This is a genomic window from Amycolatopsis sp. NPDC043887, from assembly GCF_056435665.1.
In genome coordinates, this window is sequence record NZ_JBWKEB010000025.1 from 34,596 (window position 1) to 51,461 (window position 16,866).

17 protein-coding genes are annotated in these 16,866 nt (G+C 67.9%); 10 read left to right on the plus strand and 7 right to left on the minus strand.

Going from position 1 to position 16,866, the window contains the following annotated elements; genetic code table 11:
• Window positions 1-36: 36 nt before the first annotated feature.
• From AC069H_RS39575 to AC069H_RS39585, 3 genes are all read right to left on the minus strand, one after another.
• Window positions 37-756, minus strand: coding sequence for a HEAT repeat domain-containing protein (locus tag AC069H_RS39575; protein WP_478235735.1), 720 nt, complete (start codon window positions 754-756; stop codon window positions 37-39).
• 189 nt (window positions 757-945) lie between these two features.
• A complete protein-coding gene (locus tag AC069H_RS39580) occupies window positions 946-1,431 on the minus strand; it encodes an AMIN-like domain-containing (lipo)protein (RefSeq protein ID WP_478235736.1) in 486 nt (161 codons plus the stop codon).
• A gap of 77 nt (window positions 1,432-1,508) precedes the next feature.
• Window positions 1,509-2,573, minus strand: coding sequence for a DUF6734 family protein (locus tag AC069H_RS39585; RefSeq protein WP_478235737.1), 1,065 nt, complete (start codon window positions 2,571-2,573; stop codon window positions 1,509-1,511).
• A gap of 100 nt (window positions 2,574-2,673) precedes the next feature.
• Here AC069H_RS39585 and AC069H_RS39590 point away from each other — a divergent pair, with 100 nt between their 5' ends.
• Window positions 2,674-3,291 carry a hypothetical protein gene (locus tag AC069H_RS39590; protein ID WP_478229354.1) on the plus strand — a complete coding sequence of 206 codons (618 nt, stop codon included), beginning with the start codon at window positions 2,674-2,676 and terminating at the stop codon, window positions 3,289-3,291.
• Between the two features lie 18 nt (window positions 3,292-3,309).
• On the plus strand, window positions 3,310-3,639 hold the full coding sequence (locus AC069H_RS39595; protein WP_478235738.1) for a hypothetical protein: 330 nt from the start codon (window positions 3,310-3,312) through the stop codon (window positions 3,637-3,639).
• 16 nt (window positions 3,640-3,655) lie between these two features.
• Here AC069H_RS39595 and AC069H_RS39600 read toward each other — a convergent pair whose 3' ends face one another.
• The gene (locus tag AC069H_RS39600) at window positions 3,656-4,732 is read right to left on the minus strand and encodes a beta family protein (protein WP_478235739.1); all 1,077 of its coding nucleotides are present in this window, start codon (window positions 4,730-4,732) and stop codon (window positions 3,656-3,658) included.
• Between the two features lie 547 nt (window positions 4,733-5,279).
• Here AC069H_RS39600 and AC069H_RS39605 point away from each other — a divergent pair.
• Together AC069H_RS39605 and AC069H_RS39610 are read left to right on the plus strand one after the other, a co-directional pair.
• Entirely contained in the window at window positions 5,280-5,498 is a 219-nt protein-coding gene (locus AC069H_RS39605; RefSeq protein WP_478235740.1) for a hypothetical protein, read from the plus strand.
• 302 nt (window positions 5,499-5,800) lie between these two features.
• Window positions 5,801-7,021 (plus strand): hypothetical protein, encoded by a 1,221-nt coding sequence (locus tag AC069H_RS39610; protein WP_478235741.1) that lies wholly within the window; start codon window positions 5,801-5,803, stop codon window positions 7,019-7,021.
• Window positions 7,022-7,080: 59 nt separating this feature from the next.
• Here AC069H_RS39610 and AC069H_RS39615 read toward each other — a convergent pair whose 3' ends face one another.
• Entirely contained in the window at window positions 7,081-7,758 is a 678-nt protein-coding gene (locus tag AC069H_RS39615; protein ID WP_478235742.1) for an MBL fold metallo-hydrolase, read from the minus strand.
• 107 nt (window positions 7,759-7,865) lie between these two features.
• Between AC069H_RS39615 and AC069H_RS39620 the strand changes: the two genes are divergently transcribed.
• Both AC069H_RS39620 and uvrA read left to right on the plus strand, forming a co-directional pair.
• Window positions 7,866-9,089 carry an acyltransferase family protein gene (locus AC069H_RS39620; RefSeq protein ID WP_478235743.1) on the plus strand — a complete coding sequence of 408 codons (1,224 nt, stop codon included), beginning with the start codon at window positions 7,866-7,868 and terminating at the stop codon, window positions 9,087-9,089.
• A gap of 77 nt (window positions 9,090-9,166) precedes the next feature.
• Window positions 9,167-12,022 carry an excinuclease ABC subunit UvrA gene (uvrA, locus tag AC069H_RS39625; RefSeq protein ID WP_478229361.1) on the plus strand — a complete coding sequence of 952 codons (2,856 nt, stop codon included), beginning with the start codon at window positions 9,167-9,169 and terminating at the stop codon, window positions 12,020-12,022.
• Between the two features lie 25 nt (window positions 12,023-12,047).
• Here the strand turns inward: uvrA and AC069H_RS39630 are convergent, their stop codons facing one another.
• On the minus strand, window positions 12,048-12,689 hold the full coding sequence (locus AC069H_RS39630) for a fibronectin type III domain-containing protein (RefSeq protein WP_478235744.1): 642 nt from the start codon (window positions 12,687-12,689) through the stop codon (window positions 12,048-12,050).
• Between the two features lie 260 nt (window positions 12,690-12,949).
• On the opposite strand from AC069H_RS39630, the gene AC069H_RS39635 reads away from it, so the two are divergent.
• The 4 genes from AC069H_RS39635 to AC069H_RS39650 are packed head-to-tail and all read left to right on the plus strand — an operon-like array spanning window position 12,950 to window position 15,392.
• Complete coding sequence (locus AC069H_RS39635; protein WP_478235770.1) at window positions 12,950-13,501, plus strand: sigma-70 family RNA polymerase sigma factor; 552 nt, start codon at window positions 12,950-12,952, stop codon at window positions 13,499-13,501.
• Window positions 13,498-14,208 carry an anti-sigma factor family protein gene (locus AC069H_RS39640; RefSeq protein WP_478229363.1) on the plus strand — a complete coding sequence of 237 codons (711 nt, stop codon included), beginning with the start codon at window positions 13,498-13,500 and terminating at the stop codon, window positions 14,206-14,208. The genes AC069H_RS39635 and AC069H_RS39640 overlap by 4 nt, the downstream gene beginning before the upstream one ends.
• The gene (locus AC069H_RS39645; protein WP_478229364.1) at window positions 14,205-14,678 is read left to right on the plus strand and encodes an SRPBCC family protein; all 474 of its coding nucleotides are present in this window, start codon (window positions 14,205-14,207) and stop codon (window positions 14,676-14,678) included. Before AC069H_RS39640 ends, AC069H_RS39645 begins: the two co-directional genes overlap by 4 nt.
• Before the next feature lie 9 nt (window positions 14,679-14,687).
• The gene (locus AC069H_RS39650) at window positions 14,688-15,392 is read left to right on the plus strand and encodes a carbon-nitrogen hydrolase family protein (protein ID WP_478229365.1); all 705 of its coding nucleotides are present in this window, start codon (window positions 14,688-14,690) and stop codon (window positions 15,390-15,392) included.
• Here the strand turns inward: AC069H_RS39650 and AC069H_RS39655 are convergent.
• Window positions 15,371-16,780, minus strand: a complete 1,410-nt coding sequence (locus AC069H_RS39655; RefSeq protein ID WP_478229366.1) for an MFS transporter — start codon at window positions 16,778-16,780, stop codon at window positions 15,371-15,373. The two genes, AC069H_RS39650 and AC069H_RS39655, sit on opposite strands and share 22 nt — an antisense overlap.
• Window positions 16,781-16,866 lie beyond the last annotated feature (86 nt).

Sequence of the window (16,866 nt, forward strand, 5' to 3'; positions counted from 1 at the left end):
CGGTGATCACCTGTCTGTAGAAGGAATGGATGGGGTTCAGGAGCGCGGGGGCTCCGGCGGTGGCACGTCGTCGGCCCGCGAGTCCTTCACGTACCGGCCGCCGACGGCCTGGGGGACACCGCGGACGTCGACCCGCCGGATGTTCAGCAGGCGCTCGTCCTCGGTGCCGCTGAGTTCCTCGCGCACCCGCGCGGTGAGCTCCGTGTCCCCGGTCGCGGCGATGGCCTGGACCGCCGCGCGCCGGACCGTGAACACCTCGTGCCGGACCTGCCGCAGCAGGAGCTCCTTTGCCGCGCTGTCACCGGCGGATGCCAAGCGCGCCAACGCTTCCACGGCGGTGGTGCGGATGATCACCTCTTCGCCGACGGTGCTGATCCCGTGCGCGGGATCGTCGGAACGCTCCGGCGGGATCGGCTGGCGCAGCACGTTCTCCAGTACCGAAACGGCGGCGGTGTGCCTCAGATCGGTGAGCAGTTGGACCAGGCCCCAACGCTCCAGGTACTGCTCCTCGGACAAGGCGTCGTACTGCGCTCCGAGCGCCGGGACGACGTCGTCCGCGCGTTCGCGAAGCCGGTCGAGGCTCCGCTGGTAATTGCGCTCGGCGTCCTCGCCGGACGCGGCCATGGTTTCGGCGGCCTGGGTGACCAGTTCGCCGATTTCGCTGTTCGAGAAGCTTCCGAGGCCCGAACTACCCGGGCCCGCTTCGAGATTGTCGCCACCCGGGCCCAAGGACGGGGTGTCGGGATTGCGTGGCATGAGGTTCTCCTTCGCAGCGGCGGTGATGCTGACGGAAGGAAGGAACGCGTGCCGGCGCGGCAGATACCTGATTTTCCGAAAATTCGCCCGTTGGGGCGGAACGTGATTTTCACCGCGGGAATCCGAAAAGGATTTTGCTCACCGAAACGGGATGGTCGTCGAAAAGCCTTCACGGATTCCCGCTCGTGCTCAATGGCGGACGTCGATGACGACGCGGTTCGGCGAAGTCAGGGTGAACGCGGTGACCGGCGTCCTCGACCGGACGCCGAGACCGATGGACAAGGTGCCTTCGTAGTCGCCGGTGACCGCGACCGCCATGACGTTGCGCAGATTCCGGGTCCGGAATTTCCGCGGTCCGGGATAGGTGGGATTCCCGGCGTCGTCGTGCGCGGCCGCCGGGGTCGCGGTGACCGCGATGAAGAATTCCCCGGTCAGCCAGACGATCTCGCCGGAACCATCGGCGATCAACTCGTCGACGAGGTCGTACCGGACGGCGGGAGCCGGACCGGCGCTCAGGTCGAGTACGACCCGGTCGAAGCCGGGGTTCTGGCCGGTGCGGATCCCGGTCATGGCTGGGATCTGTCGCGCCGCCGCGGAAACCGGTGTGACCGCGGCGATGGCGCCGGTCACCATCACGACGGTGGCGGCGAGTGCGCGTCGTAGGGTGATGGTCATGGCGATGACCTCCTGCCGGAGAGTTGGTTCAGGAAAGACGCCCCAGATCCCGATCGGTTGTATTCTTCGCACTATCGTTACTGATCGCCGAATACGCGTCGAACGATCTCGAGGTCGGCGGGAAAATGGTTTCTCACGCGCTCCGCGAGCCAGGCCAGGTAACGGAGATCGCTTTTCGCGGAAGCGATGAGATGGGTGAATTTCCGGTCATCGTCCCGGTAGCTGTCGTGCTGCGAGTCGAAGACGCACTGCACGTCCGTGGTGCCGCCGCCCCAGCAGAGTGCGCCGAGAAGGTATTGCTCGACAACGAGGTTGTAGTCCTCGAGCGGCGCGAGCCGTTGCCAGGCCGTCTGGTTCTCGGCCGACTCCACCATGCGGATGGCGAGATCGGCGTAGCGGCGGAGGAAGGGAATCGCCGTGCCGCCGACGACTCCGGTGCACAGTGCGGCGTCCCCGGTGTAGCCGCTGAATTCCTTCGGCAGGAAACCGCCGGTGCTCCGGATCGCCGCGGCGACGGCCGAGGGCCGGTAGTAGCCGGCATCACGAACCGGTGCGTGCTCTGGATTCTGTGCGACGACCTCTCCGTCCAGCCCCTTCGCCGGAAATCCGGGCCAGAGGAACACGTCGTTGTCGATGTGCAGGAACGGCTCATGCTGCTCGCGGTACGCGTGCAACTTCCCGAGCGCCCACCATGACGGGTCCTGCCCGGCGAGTCCGTTCAGCGTCAGGGAGATGTCGTCGAAGGGCAGCCGCAGCCGGTCGGCAAGCAGTTCGTGACCCCAGTCGTCGGTCACCAACGCCGTCGTGGGGAAGAGGCGGGACGCGAGCCGGAGTGACAGGATCCAGGACAACGCGTGGAAGAAGTCGCTGGGCCAATGCCTTCCGCGCCGGCGCCGGTACGGGACGCTCCAGAACGACCAGACCGCCCGGCGGATCGGTCGCGCGGTCCTGTCACCTGGACGGACCACGCGGACCGGCGGATGACGCCAACCCGGCTCGCCGATCTCGCCGTATCCGCTGTGCCGGGGGATTCCGGGCGCGAGCAACCGGCCGCCGATGGCGACCGCGGTGCCGGGGTCGTATCCGTAGTACGGCATCGCGCTGTGGTTCGGCTCCGGAAGATCGAACGTTACGACGGCCATTTGTCGAACCCGCCGGATGTGGTGTACTAGTACACCTTGGGTGCGACGACCGGTGAAAGCCCTTCGCCGGTTCTGATCTTTCACGGTCAGGAGGAGTCTCTTGTCGTCAAGCGCGGGGGCACCGAGCCGATTCTCGGAGCGTCAGGCGTTCGCCTGTCAGCCGGTGTTCCTGGAACGCCTGCTCGTGAGCGTGGAAATGCGGCATGGAAGGGCGTATCGCCGGTTGGCGGTGCGAACTGTCGTCGCCTGCGAGAACGGCGTCGACGGCTACGCGGCGCGGGCTCCAGCCGGGTGGACCGAGCCGGTTCCCGTCAAAGCGATCTTCGGCTGCCGCGTCGAGACGTCGGCGGATGCTGTGGACCTGCGCTTCCCGAAGCCGCTCCGTAAAGGAGAGCGGCACGAATTCGTCTCCCTCGTATGCGACGACGATCTGGACGGAGAGAGACGGTGGATCAACGTCGACGTCGACCATCACGGGATCGCACCAGGTGTCGTCGACGGTGAAGGCAAGGTCAAGGGAGGGCTCAACGTCAGCATCACGTTCGACGACCACGTTCCCGAAGCCTGCTGGTGGTACGCGGAACAGACCCAGTGCGAGCGCGTGATCCGGCCGCCGGCCGGCGATCGGCGTCTGCTCGAAATCCGGCGTGGCGTCGTGGAGCACACGTTCGCGGGGCCTTGCCGGCCGCGTGAGCAGTACGGCATCGCTTTTCGCTGATGGTGCAGGGGAGTGAACATGGCCGATGACGTGGGCTTGGAGTCGCTGCTCGACTACGCGCGAGAGGACAGGGTCGGGCTCTCTGTCGTGGCCGCCGTGGCGGGAGCGAAGGTGGGCGAAGGCGCGACCTTCGCGGAGAGAACCGCGGCGTTGCTCTTGGTAGTGGGCGCCTTGATGGACCGAGGCGCGGTCCCCGGCGACCTGGTGGGCGCGGATCACGACTTCGTGGCGTGGCCAGGGTCGAAGGACGCCGTTCTGTCGCGGCTGGCGTGCGAGGTCAAGGCGTTGGGGGAGCTTCCGGCGACAGGGGAGCTTTGCTGGATCCATGATCCGGCCACCACGGGGTAACGTTGCTCGAGTCGAGTCAGAGGTCGGCGGCAGACCTTCGTGCCACATGTTCGATGTGGTGGGAGGTGGCCATGGCGACCCAGCGAGAGACTGAGCCGGCGGTTCTCCCACCGGTGCGCCGGCATCGTGTCAGTTCATTGTCTCCCCATGAGTAGCCCGGTCCGGCGAAGTCGTTTCTTTCGACAAGCTCCTCGACCAGATCTGTGAATCGCTCGGCGGGATCGTCGCCCTCTTCGACTTTGCGGCGCAGCAGTACGGACTTGCCCGGCACGGTGTAGCAGAGGTACGGATTAGGGGTTCTCGGGTTGCCGTCGGACCTCGGCGGCAGTGGATGCGTCACGCCATAGTCGCCGTAGTTGACCCCGTTCGCACTGGCGTGGTCTGCCTCGTTCCAGAAGGTGACTTCTGGGCGATCGCGTTCGGTCGTCACGTAGGTGGTTCGCTGGGCTGGGATGGATCCGGCCAGAAGCGTGGTCGTGGCAGGGCCGAGCAGATCTGACAACGCCGAGGCCGTTTCGGCTGCCGCGATGGCTTGGCCTGGGCGGACGGTCTCGACGAAGCCAGCGTCGAGAATCGTATGGATGCGCCCCGGTCGCGTGCCCGTCGACCTCATGATCGAGTCGATCCGTCCGAGGACTTCGTGTAGTGGCCTGCCCGAGTGAGGAAGCCGGATGACGATGTCGCGATCCTGATGTTCGAGCAGAAGACGTACTCTGCGTAACTCGTACTCCGAGGCGTCGAGAGAGACGACGGGAATCAAGTAGGCGACGTCAGGTGCGAAGAGCCCGAGCTCGGCCTGGGCCGCGAACTCGATGGCATGGTCGAGGAACTCGAACACCCCTCCCGGCTGCTGTGCGAGCGGGCTGCCGGCTGCCAGCCAGGTGGTGTCGATCCACAAGGGGCGGCCGTAGGACGCGGCCCGTACGGCTGCTCGGACGAGCACTGGGAGGATCCTGCCTCCGGTCGGAGCCACGGAATCGAGCAGTTCGACCATCACACGTACCTGTGTGTCCTGAGGGGAGCGCAGGCTGCTCAGAGCGTTCAATTCTCCGACCTTGGCCTTGACCGCGACCAGCGGACGAACAGGATGCATCCGCCTTCCTCCCTGTGGGCGGCGACATTGTCCGAACTTTCTCAGTATCAAGCAATGTCGTGTTCGAGGCCGTCCTCCGAGTAGGTGGCAGATATTGCGCTCTGTGAGTGATCAGGTTCGTTACGTGAAGTAGTTCGGCGGTGCAGCTCATCGAGCTACGCTTGGCACACCCCGCAGCTGTAATGGATGCCGTCGAGGCTGGCGAGACTTACCACCTCACGCGTAACGGTGTTGAGGGTAGCTGAACTGCGGCCAATACCGAGGCAGCTCAGCTGCGGCGGGAAGCTGATGAGTTCTTCGGTACCGAAGATCGAGTGGACTATGGCGACGCCTGGGATCGGTTTCGTCACTGATCGTCCTGAGACAGGCGTACTCGACACCTGTACCTACATCGACTTCGGTCTGCTCCTCCCCATAGCACTCGCAAGCTCCCGGAGCTGACTGCTGTCACCGTGGCTGATTTGCATCAGGCGGTTACGACGGGCGAAGGACGCCGCCCGACGGCATGTACGGAAATGCTCGGTGCCGCCATCGTCGATTCACCCCGTTGCCGCTCGATGGCGTCGCGGATCGGGCGCACGGCGTCGCCGCAGCCCATGGTGATCAGCACGTCCGAGGATTCGACGGCATCGGCGGTGAGCGCCTTGGAATCTCGGCGGAGATGCCGGTGCCGACCTCGCGCATGGCCTCCACAGCCGGGTTGATCTGGTCGGCGGGCAGAGCCGGCCGAGCGAGCCTGAACCCGGTCGCCCGCGAGGCGGGGTGAGGAATGCGGCGGCCAGCTGGGAGCGGTCAGCGTTGTGGACGCAGGCAAACAGCACCGACGGCACTTGGCCACTTGGCGCCAGGTGACACTTTGTGCCTCTTGTGGCCCCTGTGCTCGTGTTCCGAACGTGCTGCAGTGAGGGGTGGCCGTGTCACGCCTTTCCCGTGAGGAGGAATAACGTGAGGAAACCTCAACGATGGGGAGCAGTGGCGCTGCTTCCGCGACGTCGTGCATGGGGGCTGCGGGCCTTCGGTATCGGGGCCGCAGCGGTGGTGGCGGCAGGGTTGGTTGTCAGTGTTCCGGTGCGGGCTGTCGCTGCCACCACGGTCACCGACCTGGGCACCCTGCCCGGCGGTCGCTCCAGTGCCGCTGTCGAGAGCAATGCCGAGGGTGCGGTCAACGGCCAGCCACCCTCTGCGTCCTACCCCAGGCGCGCGGTGCGGTGGGATCCGGCGGACCGGATCACCGAGCTGGGCACCCTCGGCGGCGGCGAGAGCCGTGCTCGTGCGATCAATGATGACGGCACGATCGTCGGCTGGGCGCGCACGGCCAGAGGCGACAACCACGCGGTGCGGTGGGACCCGGCGGGCCGGATCACCGATCTGGGCACCCGGCCCGGCGGTCGCTCCAGTGTCGCTGTTGGGATCAACGACGCCGGCACGATCATCGGCGAGGCGTCCGCGGGCGGCGGCCATTCTCACGCGGTGCGGTGGGACCCGGCGGGCCGGATCACCGATCTGGGCACCTTGCCCGGCCGTCCCGAGGGCACTGCTGTCGCGGTCAACGCCGATGGCATGATCGTCGGCACGGCGACCGTGGCCAAGGGCGAGCCCCGCGCGGTGCGCTGGGACGCGGCGGGCCGGATCACCGATCTGGGCACCCTGCCCGGTTACACCGGCAGCACACCTGTCGGGATCAACGCCGACGGCACCGTCGTCGGCACGGCGACCGTGGCCAAACTCCAGCCCCGTGCGGTGCGCTGGGACCCGGCGGGCCGGATCACCGACCTGGGCAGCCTGCCCGGCGGCCGCTTCAGCCATGCCACCGGAATCAACGACGACGGCACGATCATCGGCCAGGCGTCCGCGGGCGGCGGCCATACCCACGCGGTGCGGTGGGACTCAGCGGGCCGGATCACCGACCTGGGTGCCTTGCCGCCTCGCCATCCCGAGAGCAGTGCTGTCGGGATCAACGCTGACGGCGTGATCATCGGCAGGACTTCAGAAGCCACTGGCGAGTCCCGCGCGGCGCGGTGGGACCAGATGGGCCGGATCACCGACCTGGGCACTCTCAGCGGCGGCGAGAGCACCGCTTACGCGATCAATGACGACGGCACGATCATCGGCCAGGCGGAGCTGCGGAGCGGCTATTCCCGCGCGGTGCGGTGGGACTCGGCGGGCCGGATCACCGACCTGGGCACCCTGCCCGGCCACAACGACAGCAGCACTGTCGGGATCAACGCCCACGGCACGATCATCGGATGGTCGGACAGGTTCAACAGCCGGCAGCACGCTGTGCGATAGCACAATGCGCCTACACCCGCTAGGCACAACCCCTGGCCTCGCCGACATAACCTGTTGCCTCACCAGCCTCGGGAGCGCCATTCGTCGATGTGCGGTTTCTGCTCGCCCAAAGTCGAGTCGTCGCCGTGTCCCGGGTAGAACCAGGTGTCGTCGGGCAGAACGTCGAACAAGCGGGACTTCACGTCATTGATCAAAGAGGTGAAGTCCTCCGGCGAGTTCGTCTTCCCGACGCCGCCGGGGAACAGCGAGTCGCCGGTGAACAGGTGCGGGTGCCCGTTCGGGTCGCGGTACAGCAGCGCGATGGAGCCGGGGGTGTGGCCGCGCAGGTGGATCACGTCGAGGGTGATCCGTCCGACCTTGATCGTGTCGCCGTGTTCGACGAGGAAGTCCGGCGGGATCGGCAGCGGTCCGGCGTCCAGCGGGTGGGCGGCGGTGTTCGCGCCGTTCGCGCCGGCGACGGCGCCGAGGGCCTGCCAGTGGTCCTGGTGCTGGTGGGTGGTCACGACGGTCTTCAGCGCGGGGCGGTCGGGGCCGTGGCCGATGAGGTCGGAGATCCGCTCCGGGTCGTTCGCGGCGTCGATCAGCAGCGCTTCGTTCTCGGCGCGGCAGACGAGCAGATACGCGTTGTTGTCCATCGGGCCGACCGACAGCTTGGTGATGGTGAGCGCGTCCAGGGTGCGACGGGCGGCGTCGCCGCCGGGGTCGACATGCCCGGTGTAGGTCTCGACGATGTTCACACCGCACACGGTAGTCGTTCGCCTGCAATCGGTTCCACCCGCACAGGCGGCGCACAGGTGCAGGACGTAGGCTCGCGTCGCCCCGCCAGCCGAACCACAGGACGCTCGTGCCCGACGCCTCGCCACGCGCCTCGCGCAAGATCAGCTGGGACGTCCTTCGCGTTGTCGCAGTCTTCGCGGTCATGCTCGGGCACGTCACCCATCAGGGGGCGCTTCTGCATCCCGAACTGGTGGGGTACCCCTTTCGGGTAACCGCTCAGTTCGGCGCGGCCATCCTCCTGGTGATTTCCGCCTTCTTCGTGTGCGCGAGCCTGCGCAAGGGGAGGCCAGGGCGATGGCTGTGGAACCGGGTCGCGCGGCTGGTGCCCGCGTACCTGGTCGCGGTGGTCGTCACCTATGTCGTCGCCCGGTACGCGACGATCCGGTTCAGCGGCTTGCCGTTCCCGCCGGGTCTGTCCGGATTCCTGTTCGGCGTCCCGCAGGGCCCGCCGTCCGATCCGTCGCCCTGGTACGTCCCCACCGGCGCCGATCTGCTCGCCAACCTGGGCATGGTCCAGGAATGGGGCTGGCGGTACGAGCTCTTCTACTATCTCGACGGCGCCTATTGGACGCTGCCGGTCCAGGTCGTCGCCTTCACCGCCGCCGCTCTTCTGTGGCCGCGCCGGTGGCGCACCCACCGGCTCACCGTGGGGCTGCTCTGGGCGCTGATCCTGGTTCCCCTGTTCCTCCGGTTCGTCGTGTTCGACCCGGTTTCCACGCCGAAGCTCGTGGAGACCTTCTACTACGGCCTGGGCCTGCACCGGGTGCACGTCTTCGCCATCGGGATCGCGATCTGGCTGTGGGCGAAACGGAGCCTGGCGCACTGGCATCTCGCGCTGTTCGTGCTCGCCGCCTGCGCGGCGCAGGACCTGCAGGTCTTCCCGTTCCACCAGGCCCTGCCGAATGATCCGGAGCGCTGGCCGTCGGCCATCGGGTTCGCGATCATGCTGCTGCTGGTGTGCCTGGCCGCGCGCGGACCGGACTGGCGGTTCCCCGGTCTCGCCAGGATCGCCCCGGCTGTCACCTGGCTCGCGGGCATCTCGTATGGTCTCTATCTGGTGCACCAGGAACTCGGTTACATCCTGGCCCGTGCCCTGCTGAACGCCGGTGTCCCCGGCTGGCTGCGGCTCCCCCTCGTGCTGGCCGCCGCCGTTTTCGGGGGCTGGGCGATCACCGCCGGTGTGGAACGGCCGGTCCACCGGTGGCTCACCGCTCGCCGGGATCGCCGCGAAAAGCTGGGAAAATCGCAGGTCAAAGACTCGGAACCGGTTTCTGTCGGTGGTGCCTCGTAGCATGGAAGCGGCCGCCCGTGCAGCTATCGACCGGGACGGCGACCGCAGCTGAGAATGAAACCTGAAGGGACCCTGGCGTGGCTGATCGCCTCGTTGTTCGCGGCGCCCGCGAGCACAACCTCCGCGGTGTGGATCTCGACCTGCCCCGCGACAGCCTGATCGTGTTCACCGGTCTGTCCGGGTCCGGGAAGTCGAGCCTCGCCTTCGACACCATCTTCGCCGAAGGGCAGCGCCGCTACGTCGAGTCGCTGTCGGCGTACGCGCGCCAGTTCCTCGGCCAGATGGACAAGCCGGACGTCGACTTCATCGAGGGCCTTTCGCCCGCGGTGTCGATCGACCAGAAGTCCACCTCGCGCAACCCGCGTTCGACCGTCGGCACCATCACCGAGGTCTACGACTACCTGCGCCTGCTCTACGCCCGCGCCGGCAAGGCGCACTGCCCGCAGTGCGGCGAGGCGATCAGCAAGCAGACCCCGCAGCAGATCGTCGACCAGGTGCTCGCGATGGAGGAGGGCACCCGCTTCCAGGTGCTCGCGCCGGTCGTGCGCGGCCGCAAGGGCGAGTACCTCGACCTCTTCGAGAACCTGCAGCAGCAGGGCTACGCACGGGTCGTGGTCGACGGGACGATCCACCCGCTCACCGACCCGCCGAAGCTGAAGAAGCAGGAAAAGCACCAGATCGCCGTCATCATCGACAGGCTCTCGGTGAAGACCAGCTCGCGGCAGCGGCTCACCGACTCCGTCGAGACGGCGCTCCGGCTGGCCGACGGTCTGATCGAGCTCGAGTTCGTCGACCTGCCGGAGAACGACCCGCATCGCGTGCGCGGCTTCTCCGAGAACCTGGCCTGCCCGAACGGCCACCCGCTCGCGATCGAAGACCTCGAGCCGCGGTCGTTCTCCTTCAACGCTCCCTACGGCGCCTGCCCTGACTGCACCGGTATCGGCGTCCGCAAGGAGGTCGACCCGGAACTCGTGGTCCCGGACGACGAGATGTCCCTCGGCGAGGGTGCCATCGCGCCGTGGGCGGGCGGCCAGAGCGCGGACTACTTCATCCGCTTGCTCGAGTCGCTTGCGGAGACCATCGGCTTCCGGATGGACACGCCGTGGCGCAAGCTGCCGGCGAAGGTGCAGAAGGCCGTTCTGCACGGCGTCGACGAGCAGGTCCACGTCCGCTACAAGAACCGCTACGGCCGCCAGCGTTCGTACTACGCGAGCTTCGAGGGCGTCATCCCGTTCCTCGAGCGGCGCCAGGAGCAGACCGAGTCCGAGTACATGCGCGAGCGGTACGAGGGCTACATGCGCGAGGTGCCGTGCCCGGCCTGTCAGGGCACGCGGCTCAAGCCGGAGATCCTCGCCGTCACCCTCGAGCACAAGACGCAGGGCGACCGGTCGATCGCCGAGGTCTGCGCCCTCTCGATCGCGGAGGCGTCGCAGTTCCTCGACGAACTGGAGCTCGGCAAGCGCGAGCAGGTGATCGCCGGCGCGGTGCTCAAGGAGATCCAGGCGCGGCTGCGCTTCCTGCTCGACGTCGGCCTCAACTATCTCTCGCTCGACCGCGCTTCCGGGACCCTGTCCGGTGGCGAGGCGCAGCGCATCCGGCTCGCCACGCAGATCGGTTCCGGTCTGGTCGGCGTGCTGTATGTGCTGGACGAGCCGTCGATCGGGCTGCACCAGCGCGACAACCACCGCCTGATCGAGACGCTGGTCCGCCTGCGGGACCTCGGCAACACGCTGATCGTCGTCGAGCACGACGAGGACACCATCCGCTCCAGCGACTGGGTGGTCGACATCGGCCCGGGCGCCGGTGAGCACGGTGGCCACATCGTCCACAGTGGACCGTACAAGAAGATCCTGCGGAACAAGGAATCGATCACCGGCGCGTACCTGTCGGGCCGCACCAAGATCGAGGTGCCGGCGATCCGGCGCCCGATCGACAAGAAGCGGCAGCTGACCGTCGTCGGCGCGCGCGAGCACAACCTGCGCGGTCTCGACGTGTCGTTCCCGCTCGGCTGCCTCGTGTCGGTCACCGGTGTCTCGGGTTCCGGGAAGTCCACGCTGGTCAACGACATCCTCGCGACCGTGCTGGCGAACAAGCTCAACGGTGCCCGCCAGGTCCCCGGCCGCCACACCCGCGTGAACGGGCTGGCGAACGTGGACAAGCTGGTCCGCGTCGACCAGTCTCCGATCGGCCGCACCCCGCGGTCCAACCCGGCGACGTATACCGGCGTGTGGGACCACGTGCGCAAGCTGTTCGCCGCGACCACCGAGGCGAAGGTGCGGGGCTACCAGCAGGGCCGGTTCTCGTTCAACGTCAAGGGCGGCCGGTGCGAGGCCTGCGCCGGTGACGGCACGATCAAGATCGAGATGAACTTCCTGCCGGACGTCTACGTCCCGTGTGAGGTCTGCAAGGGCGATCGGTACAACCGCGAGACGCTCGAAGTGCACTACAAGGGCAAGACCGTCTCCGACGTGCTGAACATGCCGATCGAGGAGGCGGCCGAGTTCTTCGAGCCGATCAAGGCGATCCACCGGCATCTGGCGACCCTCGTCGACGTCGGCCTCGGCTACGTCCGGCTCGGGCAGCCCGCGCCGACGCTGTCGGGCGGTGAGGCGCAGCGCGTCAAGCTCGCCAGCGAACTGCAGAAGCGGTCCACCGGCAAGACGGTCTACATCCTCGACGAGCCGACCACGGGTCTGCACTTCGAGGACATCAGCAAGCTGATCGGCGTGATCAACGGGCTGGTGGACAAGGGCAACACGGTGATCGTCATCGAGCACAACCTCGACGTCATCAAGACCTCGGACTGGATCATCGACATGGGTCCCGAGGGTGGTTCCGGCGGGGGCACCGTGATCGCGGAGGGCACGCCGGAGCACGTCGCTTCGGTGGAGGAGAGTTACACCGGACAGTTCCTCAAGACCGTTCTTGCGTGAGGGCTCGTGAGTGGTAAGGACGGTTCTAACCGTCCTTACCACTCACGAGGTCCAGCACCGGCGAAGCGGGCCCGTAGTAGAAGGCGCGCAGCCGGTACGAGGCGCCCTCTTCGCCCGGCATGGTGGCGAGCCCGGCCGACGTCGTCCCCGGATCGGAGACCTCGATCGGCACGAAGTCGGCGGCGCCGGGTTTCTTGATCTCCACAAGGAAACCGTCTTCGTCGCTGGAGCGATCGGCCCAGCTGAACCGCACCATCTCCTCCGGCGCGGGCTCGGCCCGGAACGACGCCGGAGCGGCAGAGCGGTCGCCTGCCCGCAGGGACACGGCGGGTCCGACCGCGGCCGGAGTGGCAGGCCCGGAAACCGTGACGGCGTTCGAAACGGCGCCGTAGAACGGCCGGATCCGGTAGTAGAACCGCGTTTCCGGCATCAGGTCCGGATGCCGGTAGGACGTCCGCCTCGGCGGCACGAACTGCAGGATCGTGTATTCGCCGTGCGGATCGGTGGTGTACTCGACGATCCGCCCCGCGGCGGCCGGATCGTCGTCGGGCCAGCTCAGGTCGACGTTCACCGGATCGCTCAGTGTCGCGGTGAAACCGGGCTCCTCGCCGCATCCCGACACGAAAGCGAACACCAGCAGCAGAACGGCCACGAGTTTCCTGGGCACGCCCAGACCCTCCCGGGAATCAGGCGGCGGCGGAATCCGGAGGCGTCAGCATACGAGCGCGTCCGATGATCGACAAGCCCCCGGTTGAACCGCATCCCCGTGCCGTCCGTGTGGGAGGCAAGAGGAGGCGGCCATGGAGAACCGAGGAGAGGCCGGTGCCGATGCACAGTTCGATCGCGGCGCGCGCCGAACGATCCACTCTGGCCCTGCGGGTTGCAGTACTGTCCTCGCCGACCCAGAAGACCGTCGGGAGGACGCGAGTGGCGATCGGAGGCCGGCGGCCCATGAAGGCCAAAGGCGAGGACTTGGTCCGGCACTTGTACGCCGAACACGGGCGAAGCCTGCTGGCGTACGCGACGAGGCTGACCGGGGACCGCGCGGCCGCGGAGGACGTCGTGCAGGAGACCCTGGTCCGGGCCTGGAAGCACGCCGAAGACCTGGAGAACGACGCGAAGGGATCGGTGCGGGGCTGGCTGCTCACGGTGGCCCGCAACATCATCACCGACCGCGCGCGGGCCAGGGCGGCGCGGCCACCGGAAGTGGCGGAGCCGGAGGAAGGCGTGCCCACCCCGGCGGTGGAGCGGGATCACGCGCAGAGCGTCGTGGACTCCATGGCCGTGCTGGGGGCGATGGACGGCCTTTCCACGGAACATCGTGAGGTACTGGTGGAGATCTACTACCGGGGCCGGACGGTGGCCGAAGCGGCGAGATCCCTGGGCGTGGCCCCGGGTACCGTTAAGTCGAGATCTTATTACGCGTTACGGGCGCTCAGAGCCGTGATGGCGGGACCCGGGAAGGAGGTGGCGCGATGAGCGCGGTCGGACACGACCAGGGCCAGCTCGCCGCCTACGTCCTCGGCGGGCTCACCCCGGCGGAAGCGGCGACGTTCGAGACGCATCTGGCGAACTGCCCCACGTGCCGGCGTGAGGTGCGCGAGCTGTCGGAACTGCGGTATCACCTCGACGAGGTGCCGCCGGAGGCGTTCCTCGAAGGACCTCCCGACGGGGGAGATCTGCTGCTGCAGCGCACGCTGCGTCAGGTTCGCGAAGAAGAAAGCACCCAGGAACGCAGGCCGCGGCGGCTCCTCGCCGTGGCCGGTGCGGCCGTGCTGGTCGTGGTGGCGCTCGGCGCGGGCGTGCTGGTCGGACGGCAGACGTCGCCCGAACCGTCGACGGTGGCTCTGCCGGTGCCGACGGCGACCGCCCCGGTGCCCGGCACCCGCGATCTCGCGGCGACCGACCGGGACACGGGCGTGCAGCTGGCGGTGCGGGTGGTTCCGGCCGCGGGCTGGGTGCGGCTGCATGCCAAGGCCACCGGCGTCCGCGAAGGCGAGAAGTGCGCGCTCGTCGTGGTGACCAAGAGCGGAGAACGGGTCAACGCCGGCAGCTGGCTCGTTTCGGAGAAAGGGCAGCGCGAGGGCACCGGTGTCGACGGTTCCGCGTTGGTCGCCCCTGGCGACGTGGCCTCGGTCGACGTCGTGACCACGGACGGCCGGAACCTGGTGTCGGCGCGGGTATGACCGATTCACTCGCGGGTCGCGGAGGCGGTTGGTACCGCTTCCGCGACACGTGGGTGCTCCCTGCCTCGCCCAAGACGGTTTTCGACGCCGTCGTCGACCTGGCCGCGTATCCGCTGTGGTGGCGCGATGTCCGGTCGGTCAGCCAGGTCGACGAGGACACCGCCGAACTCGTCTGCCGGTCCAGGCTGCCGTACGCGCTGACCGTCCGGATGCGCCGGGACCGGCAGGACGAGCGCGAGGGCCGGGTGCGGGTCCTGCTCAGCGGCGATCTCGAAGGGATGCTGGCCGGCGCGCTGATGGCGGTGGGCAGCGGCACCAGACTGGAGATCACGCAGGAGGTCGAGGCGCGGAAGCCGTTGCTGCGCAAGCTCGATCGGATCGCGCGGCCGGTGTTCCGGATCAACCACGCGCTCATGATGCGGCGGGGGCAAAACGGATTACGGGGATATCTGGGAGCGGCCGCAGGTTAGGCTCCCGCCATGCGTGTCGCCACCGTGCAGCCGTACACCGTCCCCGCGGATCTTTCCGCGAACATCGCCGAACACGCGAGACTTCTCCGGATCGCGGACGCCGATCTCTGCGTCTTCCCCGAACTTTCCTTGACCGGCTTGGAGTTCGAGGCGCTCGCCGCCGATCCGGGACTCTGGCTGTCCTCGGACGATCCCCGCCTCGAACCGCTCCGGGAGGCGTGCCGGGCCAGTGGTGTCCATGCCGTCATCGGCCTTCCGCTCGTGGAGGACGGACGGCGGTTCATCGGTTCGCTCGTCCTCGGCCCGGCCGGGGAAACCGTTGCCACCTATGCGAAACGCACCCTGCACGGCAGCGAGGAAGAACTGTTCGAACCAGGCGCGCGGCAGGTGATCATCGAGGTCGGTGGCAGGCGTCTCGGCCTCGCGATCTGCCTCGACGCGGCGAACCCGGACCATGCGCGGGAGCTTGCCGAGGCGGGCGCCGAGGTCTACGTCCTCAGCGCGCTCTTCAGTGAGGGCCAGGAACAGCGGCTGCTCGACCAGGTCGGCGTCGCGGCCGGGTATGGGATGTGGGTCGTGCTCTCCCAGTTTTCCGGCAAGACCGGCGGGATGGCCGCGTTCGGTGGCAGCGGGGTCTGGAAACCCGGAGGCGCCGCCGAGGTACGCCTCGGCGGCGAGGTCTCCGAGTGGGCCTACGCGACGATTGCTTCCTGAACTTTCCGGGTGCGAAGGAACACCATCGCGGAGAAGACGGCGAGAGCGAGCAGTCCGGCGCTCAACGCGTACGCCGTCCGGTAGCCACTGGTGAGCGCCTCGGGAATCGCGGTGCCCCCGGCCAGGAGCGAGCCGGTGCGGGACGCGGCGGCGGTCGCGAGCACGGCGGTCCCGATGGCCGCGCCGATCTGCTGCGTGGTGTTGATCAGCCCTGAAGCGACCCCGGTGTCTGCGGGGGCGACGCCGGACATCGCCTGTCCCATCAGCGCCGGCATCGCCGCGCCGAACCCGATGCCCATCAGGACGAGCGCGGGCAGGACGTCCGTCGCGTAGTCGCCGTCCGCCTCGACGGTGGCGAGGAAGCCGAGCGCCAGCGTGACCAGGGAAAGCCCGGTGACGAGTACCGTTCGTGCCCCGAAGCGGTGGTTCAGCCGCTCGGCGAAGACCAGGGACATCACCGCGATCGAGAGCGGGGCGGGCAGGAAGGCGAACCCGGTGCTCAGCGCGTCGAGCCGGAGTACGCGCTGCAGGTAGAGCGCGGTGATGAACTGGAAGCCGAACAGCCCGGCGACCATCAGCACCATAACCGTGTTCGCCCCGGACACCGCGCGGAGGCGGAAGATCCGCAGCGGCAGCAGCGGTTGACGGGCCTTCGCTTGCCGGAGCACGAATCCGGCGAGAAGCAGCAGCGACACCGCGAGCAACCCGAGCGTGCGGGCGTCGGCCCAGGTGTACTCCTCGGCCTTGACGATCGTGTAGACCAGGAGCATCAGCCCGCTGGTGACCAGTCCAGCGCCGGTGACGTCGGTGCCGCCGCGCAGCCCGGGGCCCGTGTCGTCGGCGAGCAGCCGGACGGCCAGCGCGATCGCGATCGCGCCGATCGGCAGGTTGACGAAGAACGTCCAATGCCAGTCGAGCAGCTGGGTGAGCGTTCCGCCCGCGATGAGCCCGATCGACGATCCGGCGGCCTGGGTGAAGCTGTAGACGCCGATGGCCTTCGCCCGTGCCCGCGGTTCCGGGTAGAGCGTGGTGATCATGCCGAGCACGACGGCCGACGCCAGCGCGCCGCCCGCGCCCTGCAGAAAACGGAACACGATGAGCTGCGCCTGGTCCTGCGCGATTCCGCACAGCAGGGAGGCGAGCGTGAACAGGCCGAGCCCGGCGAGGAAGACCCGTTTCCGGCCGATCAGGTCGCCCAGTCTGCCGGACAACAGGAGCAGCCCGGCGAACGCGATCAGGTAGGCGTTGACCACCCAGGCGAGGGTGGACGGCGTGAAGCCGAGGTCGTTCTGGATCGCGGGCAGCGCGACGGCGACGATCGAGCCGTCGAGGACGACCATCAGCGAGACGGCGCAAAGGACGGCGAGGGCGAGAGCGCGCTGTGGCATGAAGAATCCCATTCGGAAGAGTTCCCCAGGTGATGCTTTGGTGCATCACTTGTAACAGCGCCCATCTTGTGTGACTCTGTTCCTCG